Consider the following 14,132-nt stretch of genomic DNA (forward strand, 5'->3'; position numbering starts at 1 on the left):
ACTTGCTCGACATGTCTCGGGATCAAGACGAGGGGTGGCGCTGTCAGTCCGATGGTTCCCTGTATCCGATCCGTCGTCGCGACGTCATCAGTGCCGTAACGGGGGGGTTCCTCGTGGCTGCTGCGGGGTGCCAAGAGCGCTCCCCTCTCGATGATGGTCGTGACCGGACCGACGCACGCTCACGGACGCAGGCGTCGACGGACAGACACGTTCGGAACGGACTCGGTCCAGACACGTTCGAGCGACTGTCGGACCTCGAAGTGTCCGGCGGGACACTCCTCGCGAACACGGACCGTCACGTCACCGGAACCCAGTGTGCGGAGTTGCGAACAGACGGTGACGGGACGTGGCTCCACATCCCGCTGGACGAGCCACTGGATTTCAGCAATGCCCGTCTGTCGTGTGCCATGTCGGTCGGTGGGACGGTCCCGGGACGCTATCCGTACGTTGACTTCCGCGACACGGCGGAACGTAGATTCAGGACACGAGCGGCTGTCCGGAGTCGCAGCGAGTTGGTCAGAGTGGATTTCGGCGTGCTGGACCCGCAGGTCGACGAGGCCGACGTCGATCTGGAAGCCATCACTCGGGTCTCGTTCCGGATGGCGCCCAGGGACGAAGCCGGGACCGAGACCCTGTATCTCGATGCCCCGGCCCGCGTGCCCGTTCCGGAGACGCCGCTGGTCGTGTTCATGTTCGACGACGGGAACGAAACCGACTACACGGAAGCACTGCCCGCGCTCTCGCGGTACGGCTACCCCGCGATCACGTACGTCAACACCGACACGATCGGCGACGACGGAAACTTGGACGAGGCTCAACTCGACCAACTCGCCGCGGCGGGGTGGCTCGTCGGCTCACACACGGCGGACCACACCGACTTGCGAGACGCCGAGCCGGCGGCGATAGAATCGACCGTCCGGCGGGCACAGCAATGGCTCCTCGAACGGGGGTTCACAGAAGGTGCCCGACACTTCGCGTATCCCTACGGGGGCGTCGACGCGCAAGCGATCAGTGTCGTCTCCCAGTTTCACGATACCGGACGCGCCGGCGGCTGGCAACCCATTGCCTACCCGTCGAATCTCCAGTTGATCCCCGGTAAGGGCGAACTGACTGTCTCGGAGGTGCGCAGATCGCTCGGGCAGCTGGTCCGATACGGTGGCACTCTCTCGCTATTCTACCACGGACTGAACACTGACGAGGACATCGAACAGTTCCGGGGCGTCGTCGAGGAGGTCCACAGACGTGATCGGGCCGGCGAACTGAATGTCGTCCGACTCGACGAACTGGCGGCCAGAGCACAGTCCGTGATTGGTGCCCAGTAGGGATACTCGTTCGTTCGGCACGGCCCCTGGCAAGAGCGGGGAGACGGCGGTTGACTTCTCGGCGGCGGACTCCACGTACCGTGATGGCGCTGTCACAAGCTACACGTGGGAGTTCGACGATACGACCGAGACAGGCGAGACCGTCTCACGGACGTTCCCGGAGGCAGGCACGTACAGCGTCACGCTCACTGTCGAAAGTGAGAGCGGAGAGACGAGCTCAACGACGGCCGAACTGATCGTGGATTATCCCCGGCTGGTGTGATCTATCCTTCGACCGTGATCTGTCCGTCCCCGTAGACGGTGACCCTGTACCCGGAATAATAAAACGTCACTTCGCCGGGCGGTCCATCGGCCAAGTCCTCGAACATTTTCTCCAGCGACTCGACGTCGATCGAATCCTGCAACGGCGGGAGCTCAGTCTTCTCGACACCCTCGTGAGACGCCACGGCCGTCAGAATCGAATCGACCGGGAACTCGTCCGTCGTCGGCGACTGGTGTGTGGTCTCCCGGGCGAGCTGCGTGATTTCGATGTCCCACGCCAGCGTTGTCTCGCTCTCGGGAACGATCTGCCACCCACCGGTAACATCGAGACCGTTTTCGTGTGCCGAAATCAATAGTTCTCGCAGGGCCTCGCGGAAATTCCTCTCGGACCTGGAACCGCCCCCTGAAGCGTGTTTTTCTACGTCTTCAGACACAATGGCGGCGTTTAGTGTCAGTAGGGTAAATAAGTTCCCCCCAAGGGAATTGGTATTCGTCACCCGTCGCACGCGATCCGGACCGCGGGCGTTCGTGTACGCACGTGTCGGCTACTGTTACTCATATAATCAAAATCTCCCCAATTGTGAAAATATCGCACAGTGATGTGTGTGGAGGTCGAACGTTCGCCCATGAGAGAACCGATCATGGACGAGTGTCTCCAGTTGCTCGCTGACGGTCGACGGCGTCGGGTGATCCGGAGTCTACAGGTAGAGGGTGAGACGACAGTCGAAGACCTCACGATGCGGCTACTCGCCGATGGTCCCGAGAATTCCCGTGAGAAGATCCACACCGAACTCCATCACACGCACTTGCCGAAGCTCCAGTCCTACGGGATCGCCGAGTACGACCGCGACAGTGGGACCGTGCAGTATCAGTCCCACGACGGGCTCGAGCAGGTCCTGGATTCGCTCCCGGAGCAGACGATCGTTCCGCCCGCTACGGCTGGAAACAAGTAGGGCTCACGCCGACGAGTCGGTTCCGTCGTCGTCAGTTCGATCGAGTTGCCAGGTGAATATCGCTTTCAGGACGACGACCAGGCTGTTCGTCTCACCCTTGCCCCAGATCGCGGTTTCCGACCGTGGGTCGGACGGGGCCGCGTCGTCGCCGTTGACCAGGACACTCACGAGCGTCCGCTCTCTGTCGATCATCAGCAGTCGGCCGGCGGGCGTATCCGACCAGTCCCACAGAGACTCGAAGGTCTCGACGTCCGGGACTTCCGCCTGGATGCGATCCCGGACTGGAGTCGAGACGCCCGCGAGGTTGACCGTGACGCCGCGCGCGCTCGCGTCCTGCAATCCTTCGAGCAGGTCATCAGTCAGGAGGTCCGCGACGGTCATGTAAACGATCTCGTCTTCGGCACTGGCGAGAAACTCCACGATCCGCTGGGTGACCGCTCGCTGGCCCTCGACCGTCCAGACGCCTCGCTGTTCGTCCTGTCGGGTTTCCGGTTCGAGTTCACTCAGTGCCGTCCGGAGCAGATCCGTACGATGCTGGAGTTCGCGCTCGAAGGTTCGAGTCGCGGTTTCCGCCGAGATGGCCCAGAATTCCCTGGGCGAGGACTGCCGGACGTCGACGAGGCCCCGGCTGTGTAGTTCATCGATCGCGTCGTAGACCCGCGTGCGCGGGACATCCGACACTCGGCTCACGTCCCTTGCCGTTCCCGTACCGAGACTCGAGAGCGCGACGAACGTCTGCGCTGCGTACGCGCTCAACCCGAACTGTTCGAGTTGCTCGATGGCGGCCGTCTGTGGGTCCGCTGTTGGATCGGGTGTCATCACTCGGGAGTAGTATGTACCCAGCCGGGTGGACCGGCTGGGTGACACGCAGCAGCAAGGTGGTTGGGACACAGCACTGGACTGCGTGCCAGTTGCACGGTACGGAACCGTACCGTATATCTCTTTTGTGATTAACTGAGTTACGTGATTCCACATCTACAGTTCGGGGCGCAGCCGGACCTATTCCGGACCCGAAAAGTGTGACTCGAATACTCACAAATAGTTCGGCACCGTCGAATTGCGGGGCATAACAGCCGACAAACCCCAGCAGCCTGTCCGTCCAGTCACAAATAGAGTGACAATACATATCCGTTGTGGACGCGTACCAGTATACAAGGCCCGGGACAACTCCCGGGCGGTTGGGACACAATGAGCACGAAGGAAAACCTGGAGGAAGCGATCGAACTCCTCCAACAACTCGGCTTGAAAGAGTACGAAGCGAGGTGTTTCGTCGGACTGTCGCGCCTGGAGACGGGCACGGCCAAACAACTCAGCGAGATGACCGAGGTGCCGCGCACGCGGGTCTACGACGCGATCCGGGTGCTAGAGGCACAGGGACTGGTCGAGATCCACCATTCGAGCCCACAGCGGTTTCGGGCAGTCTCGATCTCGGAGGCCACCGAGACGCTCCGTGATCAGTACGAGGCCCGCGTCGAGCGGTTGCAGAACTCCCTCGATACGATCGAAGTGGTCGAGCAGGACGACGAATCGCCCGTCCAGCAGGTGTGGTCGATGGTCGGTCAGGAGGCCATCGAGAACCGGACGAACGGACTCATAACCGATGCGAACGACGAGGTCGTGCTGGTACTCGGCGACCAGTCGCTGCTGACCCCAGCACTCGTCGACACGCTCAACGCGGTTGAGGACGACATCGAGTTGATCGTCGGCGCGTTGAGCGAGCCGCTCCAGGAGCAGATCCGGGACGCCGTACCGAACGCGACGACGTTCGTCTCCGGGCTGGAGTGGCTGCAGGGAGGGAACGATACCCAGGACGAGACCGCTATCGGCCGGCTGCTCATGGTCGACCGGTCGACGCTTCTCGTGAGTTCGATCATGCCCGAGAGCAAGGAAGAACGGGCCATTTTCGGTGAGGGGTTCGGGAACGGACTCGTCGTGATCTCACGGCGACTCATGGCGCAGGGCCTGCTACAGAACCGCGATCCCAAACACTGACAGCAACCGCTGTGAAGGATCTGCGTCCACGGCCGGGCGACAGATCTCGCGAGAGCGGTGTCTCGGTCGGCACGAAACGGAAGGAATGTCGGATATGGTGGGTGTGGGAGCTACGTCGACGGTTCCTTCCGGTTGGAACGCAACCGATCAGGCCGGTCGTGGGTCCGCGCCAGGATTGGGCACGAATATACCCGTCTGAGGTGGGGGCGATCGATCGGGGGGATCTATCACAGTGATCGGAAACCGATCACGATCAGCGGGTGACCGATCCCGGCACAGCCAGCCGACCTGACAATATCTTCGGTCGGAATCGGGTTGTACGTTAGCATTGGATATCCACACCCAACGAGGCACACGACAGAACAGCGACAATCGATTCGGTGCCCGGCCGATGGTGGAAACTAGCGCTGTTTCGGTGGTGCCTGCTTGTGTTCCTCGGACTGGTAGGGCAAGAGCAGTTGCTGTGAGAGCTTTTTGGTGGCTCGACGGATCCGGGCCGAGACCGCCTGATCGGAGATGTCCAGTTCCGCCGCCAGTTCCACGAGCGTCGTCTTTCGCGGCACGTCGAAATACCCCTTTTCGAGGGCGAGCTGGACGGTCCGGCGCTGGGATTTCGTGAGCTTCTCCTCCAGCGGGTCCGAGACGCTCTTGGTGGTGACTTTGTCGACGGAGATCGAGATCTCCCGGTCGGCACACTTCTTCTGGAAGGCGGAGACGGTTTCCTGGTCGGCAAACCGGAGTTCAAACTCCCAGGCGCTGGCTGTGCCGCCAGCCCGGAGCACGACCAGGTCGGTGGTCCGGAGACAGCACAGGAACCCGTCCGTGTCGTCACACCAGGCGACGTCGTACAGTGCCCGATCGTCCTCCTGGTGAACCATCTCCAGATCCTCGACGGCCGGATTCCGCTGGAGGAGCTGACAGAACAGCGTGTGATCGTCCGTCGAGACCCACATGTACGGAAACAGCCGGCCGCCGGTCGGTACCACTCGATCGAACGTCACGTACACGTCCTCGATCGGCGCGAGCGACGTGCCGAGTTCGAACGCATCGCCGGGGACAGTGATCTCGGTAACGATCCCCATTGATCAACTCGCCTGTCCCGGGCTGTCGATCACCGGTCCGATCCTGGGCTGGCAGTGGCGGCCGTATCGTTTCGACAGGGTGCGACCCCCCATATCGTCGCACACCCGTCTAAACGGATGATCGCCTATCCGAGTACGCTGCTGTGTCCCACACATGCTGTCATACACACACTCCGGATTTACTTAAAAGGTAGCTATTGTCGCATAACCAGTCACAGGTAAACGAATCTATGTGCGAGTATGCTGCTTCTAGTGGCCGACACCTGAAGGAAGTCGGAACGTACTTATACGGCTTCCAGTCCAAGTGGGGGTGATGACGAAACACCTCTCGAAAGAAGACAAGGAACTGATTCGGAAGTTCGCGAACAGACCGCGGTACAAGCGGAGTCCGGAAGAACTGGTTCCCGTCGAGGACGAGGACTAGTGCTCACTGCTCCTGGACACCCCCTGTGACTCACGGCGCCGCACGAGGAAGTACTGGACAGTGAGGACACCGAACGCGAAGAGAATCGTGAGACCGACGATCGTCGGTGTGAGTGCAGCAAAGACGGGAAGCTCGAGGACTGTCGCGGTGAAGACGACGGTGCCGGCCACGACCAGAGCCAGATAATAGCGGTGCCACTGGTCGGACCGGTCTTCGTCGTCCTGTAGGTAGGTCGTGACATCGTCCGCATGGCCAGTCAGCGTGATCAGCCCGCTCTCGCTATCGTAGTCGACGACCCCTTCGGCTTCGAGTTTGGGAATATGTGTCTGGTACAGAGAGACGTACACACGTTTTTGCTGTTTCTTCGAGACCTCTTCGGCGGCGATCTCGTTCTCCCAGGCGGCGAGCTGGCGTGCGAGTTCCTGAAGCTTCTCTCCCTCGGGCTGGTCCGAGAGGTAATGCAGGGCATACCGACGACGCTGGTTGCTCAGGATATCGAACGCCTGGTCGGGCGAGAGCATATCTTTTTCTTCTGACATTATATCGGTGCTGTCTTGACCGCGTATACTCGTCCGAGCGATCAGACCTGCCGAAGAAGAGACAACGTATCCACTTTGTTACGACGTGACTATGGTCACCAGCGGAGCGTAGTATTCACCTACTGTGGAGCGATACAGCCGCCTACCAATACGCGTAGATCGTCTCTCGGGAGTCCATTTATCGTGGTTGGTATGCGTCTTTTTCGGGTTTGACCGCACGACAGCGAAGCGGTGAGTGCCGAGAGCGAACGGCGTGACCGCTTCCGACGTGTGGTCGTCTCGGCAGGTCGGTATCGCAACCACGGCCACGCGGCTCACGGGAGAATATCGGACCGATGTCCTGCGATAGTACGAACCTGTGGTCCCCGCAAAGCACTCAATAACAAAGCGGCAATCGACCCGAGTCATGGCGTAAGCGCTGGCCACCCGTGAAACCGGTCAGCGAGGACCCGCAATGGAATACGTCACACTCGGTATCGACTGTACAGTAGACGAGAATGCGACGCTCGGCCACTCCAACGGCAGCGACACGGATCAGACGCAGATCGGCAACGACGCGACGATCCGGTCGGGAACGGTGATCTACGACGACGTCGAGATCGGTAACTCCTTCTCGACCGGTCACAACGTGCTGGTCCGGGAAGACACGACGATCGGCGACGACGTCCTGCTCGGGACGAATACCGTCGTCGACGGGGCCTGCACGATCGGTTCGTCGGTGAGCTGCCAGACGAACGTCTACGTTCCCCGGCAGACGACGATCGGCGATTCTGTCTTTCTCGGGCCGAGCGCGGTCCTGACCAACGACGAGTACCCGGTCCGCGTCGAGCAGGATCTGGAAGGCCCGACGCTGGAAGACGACGTCTCCATCGGCGCAAACGCGACGATCCTCCCCGGCGTGACCGTCGGCCGCGGATCGTTCGTCGCCGCCGGGAGCATCGTCACCGAGGATGTCCCACCGGAGACGCTGGCCGTGGGCACGCCCGCGCGACACGAACCGCTGCCGGACCCGCTCGAAGGGGGGAACACGATCGCATGATCTCGCTTGCAGCCCCGGACATCGGCGAGCCGGAGTTCGAGAGCGTCGAAGACGTAATCAAAGAGGGTCGACTCGTCGCCGGAGAAGAGGTCGAACAGTTCGAGGCGTCGTTCGCGGAGTACGTCGGTGCCGAGCACGGCGTCGCGACCGTCAACGGGACCGCGGCGCTGCACACCGCTCTGGAAGCGCTCGGTATCGGCGAGGGCGACAGCGTCGTCACGACACCGTTTTCGTTCATCGCGACCGCGAACGCGATCCGGTTTGCCAACGCCGAGCCGGTGTTCGCCGATATCGATCCCGAGACTCTCAATCTCGACCCCGACAGCGCCGAGGCGGCCGTCCGCGAACACGACGCCGACGCGATACTCGTCGTCCACCTCTACGGCCAGCCGGCGCGGATGGAGCGGTTCCGCGAGATCGCCGACGCCCACGACCTGGCGCTGATCGAGGACGCCGCCCAGGCCCACGGCGCGACCATCGACGGCGAACACGTCGGCACGATCGGGGACGCCGGCTGTTTCTCGTTTTACCCGACCAAGAACATGACGACCGGCGAGGGTGGGATGGTCGTCACCGACGACGAGGCCGTCGCTCGTCGAGCCGACCAGTTCATCAATCACGGGCGCACGGGCTCGTACACGCACGCGACGCTGGGACACAACTACCGGATGACCAACATCGCCGGCGCGATCGGTCTCACCCAGCTGCAGAAACTCCCGTACTACGTCGACCAGCGCCGCCGCAACGCCCAGCGCCTGCTCGAGGAACTGGACGGCGACAGGTTCGAGTTACCCGAACCTCGCCCTGGAACCGAGCACGCCTACCATCAGTTCACCGTCCAGTACCCCCAGCGCAACGCGCTGAAACTCGACCTCGAGGAGCGCGACATCGGAACCGGCGTCTACTACCCGACGACGATCCACAAGCAGGGGGCTTACGCCGGCGAGGAGGCCACCACTCCGGTCGCCGAGCGAGCCACGGATCAGGTGCTCTCGCTGCCGGTCCATCCGGGGCTCACGGACGAGGACATCACCGCTATCGTCGAGGCAGTCGAGAGACACCTCACTCGCGCCTGGGAGGCGATCGGCGAATGACCGACGAAACCCTCGCCGCCGGCGTCTACGGCGTCGGACAGATGGGTAGCCATCACGCCCGCGTCTACGAGGAGCTCCCGAACGTCGATCTGGTGGGCGTCTATGACAGCGACCCGGAACGGGCGTCGTCGGTCGCCGCCGACCACGGGACGAGTCCCCGCGACCCCGAGGACCTCTTCGAGAGGGTCGACATCCTCTCGATCGCGGTCCCGACGGCGTATCACTACGATATCGCCAGCCGGGCGATCGACCGCGGCGTCCACGTGCTCGTCGAGAAACCGTTCGTCGAGACCGACGGACAGGCCGAGACGCTGATCGAGCAGGCCGAGGACAACGGCGTGGTGCTGCAGGTCGGGCACATCGAGCGGTTCAACCCCGCCGTCAGGACCCTCCAGGACGTCGTGGCCGACCTGGACGTGATCGCCGTCGACGCCCGCCGGCTCGGACCGCCACTGGACCGGGACATGGGCACCAGCGTGGCGCTCGATCTCATGCTGCACGACCTGGACGTGGTTCTGGACGTGCTGGACGTTCCGGTCCGAAGCGTGACGGCCGACGGGACCGAGGACGGTCAGTACGTCACCGCCTCGGTGACCTTCGAGGACGGTGTCATCGGGACGTTCACGGCCAGTCGACTCACCCAGCAGAAGATCCGGAAACTCTCGATCACCGCCCGCAGTTGTAAGGTCGATGTCGACTACATCGATCGCTCGGTCCACATCTACCGCAAGTCCTACCCCGAGTTCGTCGAGGAGCAGGGGTCGGTCCGGTATCGATACGAGAACCTGATCGAGCAGCCGATGGTCGGGAACGGCGAACCGCTGAAAAACCAGCTCGAATCGTTCACGGCCGCCGTCCGATCCGGCGAGGAACCGATCGTGACGGGCGAAGACGGACGGCGGGCACTGGCGCTGGCCAACCGTATCGATGCGCTGGCCGCGGACGAATCGGAGGTGGCACCAAATGTCACGATCTGAACAGTCACTGGAGCGGTTGTACGGTTCGGGAGCGACGCCGGACGAACAGCGGCGTGCGTTCACCGACGGACAGGTACCGGTCGCCGTGTACGGACTCGGAAAGATGGGGCTGCCGCTCGCGGCCGTCTACGCGTCCGTCTCTGGAAACGTCACCGGCGTCGACATCAGCGAGTCGGTCGTCGGGACGATCAACGACGGTCGCTCGCCCGTCGAGAACGAACCCGGGCTGGAGGCGGAGATCGAGCGAAACGTCTCCAGTGGAGCGCTGTCAGCCACCACCGATGTCGAGGAAGCCGCCGCCGGTGCGAGCATCCACGTGTTGATCGTCCCCACCCTGCTCGACGATCAGGACGTGCCGGATCTGTCGACGCTGACGGCCCTTATCCGAGACATCGGCATGCATCTCGATCCCGGCGACATCGTCGTCGTCGAGTCGACGGTGCCGCCCGGGACCTGCGCGGAGACGCTGTGGCCGATCCTCCGCCGGACCGTCCCCGATCCCGAGAGCGTCGGGCTGGCGTTCTGTCCCGAGCGGACGATGAGCGGACGCGCGTTGCAGGACATCCGCGGGGCCTACCCGAAGATCGTCGGCGGGATCGACGACGAGAGCACGCGCGTCGCGAAACTCGTCTACGGGGAGATCACGACCAACGACGTCCACGCCGCCCCGGACGCCCGGACTGCCGAGTGTGTGAAAGTGTTCGAGGGGATCTACCGCGACACCAACATCGCCCTGGCGAACGAACTCGCCATGGTCGCCCCCGAACTCGGCGTGGACGTCCCCGAGGCGATCGAACTCGCCAACACCCAGCCGTTCTGTGACATCCACAGGCCGGGTATCGGCGTCGGCGGTCACTGCATTCCGGTGTACCCCTACTTCCTGCTGGACAGCATCGAGACCTCGGCACCGATCGTGCGCATGGCCCGCCAGATCAACGACAGCATGCCGCTGTACGCGATCGAGCAACTCCGGGAGGCCATGGACGGGTCGGATCACCCGCTGTTCGGCGCGAACGTCGCCGTCCTCGGAGTGACCTACCGGCCGGACGTCGACGAGATCCGGTACTCGCCGGCGTTCTCCGTCGTCCGGGATCTGAACCAGCTGGGCGCGAACGTCTACCTCGTCGATCCAGTCTGTTCGGACCTCTCCCCGTTCGAGGGAACGCCGGTAGCCGTCGAGCGACTGCACAGACTGGATCTCGACGCCGCCGTCCTCGTCACTGATCACAGCGCGTTCGACCGCATCCGGTGGGACCGGATGGACCCCATGGTCGTCGTCGACGGTCGGCAGGCGCTGACCCTCTCGGGTTCGGGTCACACCGTCCGAACGATCGGCGACGGCCGCGGGGTGGAGTGATGTACAAGGGCCAGACCGTTGGTGTCGTCATTCCCGCCTACAACGAGGCGGGGTTCGTCGGAGAGGTCATCGCGACGGTCCCGGCCTTTGTCGACCGGATCTACGCCGTCGACGACGCCTCGACTGACGACACCTGGACAGAGATCACCGAACAGGCACAGCGAATGAACGACCGACAGAGCGAGCAGCCACTCGTCACGGCCGACGGCGGCGTCAGCTACCGGCAACGCGTCGTGACGGCCAGACACGAACGGAACCGGGGCGTCGGGGCCGCGATCAAGACGGGGTATCGCCAGGCCGTCGAGGACGGCATCGACGTCGTGGCTGTGATGAACGCCGACAGACAGATGGACCCCGACATCCTCAATCGGATCGTCGACCCGGTCGCGGAGGGGCGGGCCGACTACGCCAAGGGCAACCGGCTCGAACGACCGGAGTACCGGGCGGCGATGTCCCGCTGGCGACTGTTCGGCAACGCAATCTTGACCCTCCTCACCAAGGTCGCCAGCGGCTACTGGGGGATGATGGACCCACAGAACGGGTACACGGCAGTCTCCCGGGAAGCACTGGAGACGATCGATCTCGACGCGGTGTACGACCGGTTCGGGTTCTGCAACGATATGCTCGTTCACATGAACGTCCATCGGTTCCGGATCGCCGACGTCGACATGCCCGCGGTCTACGGCGAGGAGACCAGCCACATCGAGTACTCCTCGTTCGTGCCACAGCTCTCGCTGTTGCTGGCACGACAGTTCCTGTGGCGACTCCGGGTTCGCCATCTCGACGACGGTGTCCATCCCCTTGCCGCCTGCTACGGGTTCGGCGCGACCGGGTTGCTGGCCGGGTTCGGCCACGGCATCCGGTCGCTGTGGAGCGCCGGAGAGAGCGGGCGCACAGCCACGTACGGGCTGCTGTTCGGCGTCGTCATGTTGATCGCCGCGGTCCTGTTCGACCGGCGGGACAACGAGGAACTGGAGGTCGAGGGATGAAAGTCCTCACCGTCGTCGGTGCCCGACCGCAGTTCGTCAAGGCCTTTCCCGTCTCCGAACAGCTCAGCCGCCACGAAGAGGTACTCGTCCACACGGGCCAGCACTACGACGAGATGCTGTCGTCGGTGTTCTTCGAGGAACTCCCGATCCCGGAACCAGCGTACAATCTCGGCGTCGGCTCGGGCAGTCACGCCGTCCAGACCGCCCAGGTCATGGAGCGACTCGACGACGTCGTCGACGAGGAAGCCCCCGACGTCGTACTCGTCTACGGCGACACGAACTCCACGCTCGGGGCTGGTCTGGTCGCCGCAAAGCGCCCGGTTCGGCTCGTCCACGTCGAAGCCGGCGTCCGCAGCGGCGACTGGTCGATGCCCGAGGAGGTCAACCGCGTGGTTGTCGACCAGTGTGCGGACCTACTGTGTGCCCCCACTGACCGGGCTGCCGAAACGCTGCGAGCCGGCGACGTCCGGGGCGAGGTCGTCGTGACCGGCGACGTGATGTACGACGCGCTGCTGGCGGTCCGGGAGCACGCACTGGCGCACTCCACGGTCGTCGATGACCTGGGACTGACCGGCGAGTCGTACGTCCTCGCGACGGTTCACCGCGAGCGAAACACCGATTCCGAGGATCACCTGCGGTCGATCGTCGAGGGACTCGCGAGCGTGTCAGCCACGGTGGTCCTGCCCGCTCACCCGCGTACGGTCGCGGCACTCGAGGAGTACGGTCTCCACGAGGAGGCGGCCTCGGCACTGGAACTCGTCGACCCGGTTGGCTACCTGGACTTCGTGGCCTTGCTTTCGGGCGCAGAGCGAGTCGCCACCGACTCGGGCGGCGTCCAGAAGGAGGCGTTCTATCTCGACCGCCCCTGTGTGACCCTCCGGGAGACGACCGAGTGGCCCGAGACGGTCGAGGCCGGCTGGAACGTCCTCGTCGGTGCCGACCCGGCGTCGATCCGGACAGCACTCACACGCCCGCTTCCGAACGCCGCGGCGAAGCCGACGCTGTACGGTGGCGGGGAGGCAGCCGAGCGCGTCGTCCGGGCGCTGAGTCACCCACACGCTGCCACCGCGGACGATGATTGACGATCACTCCTTCGCGCTGTGTCTCACGCACGACGTTGATCGGCCGTACAAGCGGTTCCACCAGGCGCTGTATTACACACTCGCGGAGCGGTCGATGGATCACCTGCGGTCGTTTTTCGCCCGGGAGAACCCCTACTGGCAGTTCGAGGAGATCATGGCGTTGGAAGACGATCTGGGCGTTCGATCGGCGTTTTACTTCCTCAGCGAGCCGGGACTCTTCGCCAGCGGAAGACCCCTCGACTGGGTCCGACCCGACACCTGGATCCAGAAGCTCGGTCGGTACGATCCGACCAACGACGACATCGCAGCAGTGATCCGAGAACTCGACGACGGCGGGTGGGAGGTCGGTCTCCACGGCTCGTATCACTCCGGAGACGACATCGAGCGTCTGCGTCAGGAGAAAGCGCGACTGGAGGACGTGCTCGGCCATTCGGTCCGTGGCGGCCGCCAGCACTACCTCCGGATGAACACACCAGGAACCTGGCAGATACAGGCCGAACTGGGGCTGGAGTACGACTCGACGCTCGGATCCAGCACCGACTACGGCTTCGTGTATGATTACGGACTCGTGAAGCCACTCTCGGAGTCGTTCACCGTGTTCCCGCTGACGCTGATGGAACAGGCCCTTCCCGATCCCGCGTCACGACCCCAGGCGGCCTGGCAGGTCTGTGCGGACCTCGTCGCCGAGGCGCGCGAGAACGAGGGCGTGATGACGGTGCTGTGGCACCCGCGGTATTTCAACGAACGGGAGTTCCCGGGCTACCGACGGTTGTACCGTCGATTGATCGAACTCTCCCAGGACGCCGGCGCGTGGATCGGACCGCCGGCGGCACTGCTTGATCACCTTGACGAGTCTACCCCGGGGACGACACGCTCGTCTCTGGCGGCGGGCACGGAAACCTGGTAGCCCGCCACCGGAGAGACGGACCGCCCGAGCGAGACGCACTCGTCCGGACAGGATCGTCACGGGCGCAGACGTGTCGGATAGTAATACCCATAGGATAATGATTATATTGATCTA

The 14,132-nt window shown here is 63.4% G+C and carries 15 protein-coding genes; 11 read left to right on the forward strand and 4 right to left on the reverse strand.

What is annotated here, in order from left to right:
- Positions 1-11 precede the first annotated feature (11 nt).
- Both HSEST_RS12650 and HSEST_RS12655 read left to right on the forward strand, forming a co-directional pair.
- Positions 12-1,322: a polysaccharide deacetylase family protein gene (locus HSEST_RS12650; protein WP_229121320.1), complete on the forward strand. Its 1,311-nt coding sequence runs from the start codon at positions 12-14 to the stop codon at positions 1,320-1,322.
- Positions 1,312-1,584: a PKD domain-containing protein gene (locus HSEST_RS12655; protein ID WP_229121322.1), complete on the forward strand. Its 273-nt coding sequence runs from the start codon at positions 1,312-1,314 to the stop codon at positions 1,582-1,584. The genes HSEST_RS12650 and HSEST_RS12655 overlap by 11 nt, the downstream gene beginning before the upstream one ends.
- 1 nt (position 1,585) lies before the next feature.
- On the opposite strand, the gene HSEST_RS12660 is transcribed toward HSEST_RS12655, so the two are convergent.
- Positions 1,586-2,017, reverse strand: a complete 432-nt coding sequence (locus HSEST_RS12660; protein WP_229121324.1) for a HalOD1 output domain-containing protein — start codon at positions 2,015-2,017, stop codon at positions 1,586-1,588.
- A gap of 192 nt (positions 2,018-2,209) precedes the next feature.
- Between HSEST_RS12660 and HSEST_RS12665 the strand changes: the two genes are divergently transcribed.
- Entirely contained in the window at positions 2,210-2,536 is a 327-nt protein-coding gene (locus tag HSEST_RS12665; protein ID WP_229121325.1) for a DUF7344 domain-containing protein, read from the forward strand.
- 3 nt (positions 2,537-2,539) lie between these two features.
- Here the strand turns inward: HSEST_RS12665 and HSEST_RS12670 are convergent, their stop codons facing one another.
- Positions 2,540-3,355, reverse strand: coding sequence for a TrmB family transcriptional regulator (locus HSEST_RS12670; protein WP_229121327.1), 816 nt, complete (start codon positions 3,353-3,355; stop codon positions 2,540-2,542).
- A 369-nt stretch (positions 3,356-3,724) separates the two neighbouring features.
- On the opposite strand from HSEST_RS12670, the gene HSEST_RS12675 reads away from it, so the two are divergent.
- Positions 3,725-4,528 (forward strand): TrmB family transcriptional regulator, encoded by an 804-nt coding sequence (locus tag HSEST_RS12675; protein ID WP_229121328.1) that lies wholly within the window; start codon positions 3,725-3,727, stop codon positions 4,526-4,528.
- Between the two features lie 401 nt (positions 4,529-4,929).
- Here HSEST_RS12675 and HSEST_RS12680 read toward each other — a convergent pair whose 3' ends face one another.
- Together HSEST_RS12680 and HSEST_RS12685 are read right to left on the reverse strand one after the other, a co-directional pair.
- Entirely contained in the window at positions 4,930-5,610 is a 681-nt protein-coding gene (locus tag HSEST_RS12680; protein ID WP_229121329.1) for a helix-turn-helix domain-containing protein, read from the reverse strand.
- 420 nt (positions 5,611-6,030) lie between these two features.
- Positions 6,031-6,573, reverse strand: a complete 543-nt coding sequence (locus HSEST_RS12685) for a DUF7344 domain-containing protein (protein ID WP_229121330.1) — start codon at positions 6,571-6,573, stop codon at positions 6,031-6,033.
- Between the two features lie 454 nt (positions 6,574-7,027).
- Between HSEST_RS12685 and HSEST_RS12690 the strand changes: the two genes are divergently transcribed.
- From HSEST_RS12690 to HSEST_RS12720, 7 genes are read left to right on the forward strand one after another with little or no spacing between them, the layout of a single operon-like run.
- On the forward strand, positions 7,028-7,612 hold the full coding sequence (locus HSEST_RS12690) for an acyltransferase (protein WP_229121331.1): 585 nt from the start codon (positions 7,028-7,030) through the stop codon (positions 7,610-7,612).
- Positions 7,609-8,706 carry a DegT/DnrJ/EryC1/StrS family aminotransferase gene (locus HSEST_RS12695; RefSeq protein ID WP_229121332.1) on the forward strand — a complete coding sequence of 366 codons (1,098 nt, stop codon included), beginning with the start codon at positions 7,609-7,611 and terminating at the stop codon, positions 8,704-8,706. The genes HSEST_RS12690 and HSEST_RS12695 overlap by 4 nt, the downstream gene beginning before the upstream one ends.
- Positions 8,703-9,683, forward strand: coding sequence for a Gfo/Idh/MocA family protein (locus HSEST_RS12700; protein WP_229121333.1), 981 nt, complete (start codon positions 8,703-8,705; stop codon positions 9,681-9,683). The genes HSEST_RS12695 and HSEST_RS12700 overlap by 4 nt, the downstream gene beginning before the upstream one ends.
- Positions 9,670-11,040: a nucleotide sugar dehydrogenase gene (locus HSEST_RS12705; RefSeq protein ID WP_229121334.1), complete on the forward strand. Its 1,371-nt coding sequence runs from the start codon at positions 9,670-9,672 to the stop codon at positions 11,038-11,040. Before HSEST_RS12700 ends, HSEST_RS12705 begins: the two co-directional genes overlap by 14 nt.
- On the forward strand, positions 11,040-12,029 hold the full coding sequence (locus tag HSEST_RS12710) for a glycosyltransferase (RefSeq protein ID WP_229121335.1): 990 nt from the start codon (positions 11,040-11,042) through the stop codon (positions 12,027-12,029). Before HSEST_RS12705 ends, HSEST_RS12710 begins: the two co-directional genes overlap by 1 nt.
- On the forward strand, positions 12,026-13,111 hold the full coding sequence (gene wecB, locus HSEST_RS12715) for a non-hydrolyzing UDP-N-acetylglucosamine 2-epimerase (RefSeq protein WP_229121336.1): 1,086 nt from the start codon (positions 12,026-12,028) through the stop codon (positions 13,109-13,111). The genes HSEST_RS12710 and wecB overlap by 4 nt, the downstream gene beginning before the upstream one ends.
- Positions 13,104-14,018, forward strand: a complete 915-nt coding sequence (locus tag HSEST_RS12720; protein ID WP_229121337.1) for a polysaccharide deacetylase family protein — start codon at positions 13,104-13,106, stop codon at positions 14,016-14,018. Before wecB ends, HSEST_RS12720 begins: the two co-directional genes overlap by 8 nt.
- The last annotated feature ends 114 nt before the right edge of the window (positions 14,019-14,132 follow it).

This window comes from Halapricum desulfuricans, assembly GCF_017094465.1.
In the GTDB taxonomy this organism is placed as follows: Archaea; Halobacteriota; Halobacteria; order Halobacteriales; family Haloarculaceae; genus Halapricum.